Origin of the sequence: Bradyrhizobium cenepequi (assembly GCF_020329485.1) — a bacterium.
Taxonomy (GTDB): Bacteria; Pseudomonadota; Alphaproteobacteria; order Rhizobiales; family Xanthobacteraceae; genus Bradyrhizobium; species Bradyrhizobium cenepequi.
This window is the reverse complement of record NZ_JAGKJI010000184.1, coordinates 1-661: the sequence shown is the minus strand read 5'-3', so window position 1 is coordinate 661 and position 661 is coordinate 1. Positions and strand designations below refer to the sequence as shown.

The 661-nt window shown below is 69.7% G+C and carries 1 protein-coding gene and 1 pseudogene; one reads left to right on the top strand and one right to left on the bottom strand.

Annotated elements, in window-relative coordinates; genetic code table 11:
- Positions 1-238, bottom strand: a pseudogene (locus J6497_RS40845) (IS110 family transposase); the annotation flags it as partial.
- Positions 239-290: 52 nt separating this feature from the next.
- Here J6497_RS40845 and J6497_RS40840 point away from each other — a divergent pair.
- Positions 291-661: transposase (locus J6497_RS40840; protein ID WP_225709773.1), on the top strand; the 371-nt coding region annotated here is incomplete at its 3' end.

Below are 661 nucleotides of genomic sequence, written 5' to 3'. Positions count from 1 at the left end.
CCAGCGCCGCAAGCTGGTCACGCATCAGCATCAGCCGCGCGTGCTCGCGCGTCACTTCGGCCAGCAGCTGCGGCGGCAGCGGCTGCCCCTGCCAGTCGCGCTGCCGTGCGAGCCAGCTCAGCCAGTCCCGCCGCCGCGGATTGCCGGCCGCCATTCCCCGAAGCCGCAGCAGCGCCTTGATCCGGTTGGTATGGGCCGTCTGTTCCTTGACCAGCCGATCGCGTTCGCGGCTGGTCAAGGAACAGACGGCCCATACCAACCGGATCAAGGCGCTGCTGCGGCTTCGGGGAATGGCGGCCGGCAATCCGCGGCGGCGGGACTGGCTGAGCTGGCTCGCACGGCAGCGGCTGCCCCTGCCAGTCGCGCTGCCGCCGCAGCTGCTGGCCGAAGTGACGCGCGAGCACGCGCGGCTGATGCTGATGCGTGACCAGCTTGCGGCGCTGGAAGAGGCGCAGGCTCAGGCCCTTGCCGTTCCTGAGCAGACGGCCGAGCGGCAGGATCTGCTGCAGCGGCTTAAAGCCCTCGGCCCGGCCTTCACCGCGACGCTGACCAACGAGGTGTTCTACAAGGACTTCCGCAACCGGCGCGAGGTCGCAAGCTATTGCGGATTGACGCCCAGTCCCTGGCAGAGCGGCGGCATCGATCGCGAGCAGGGCATCAG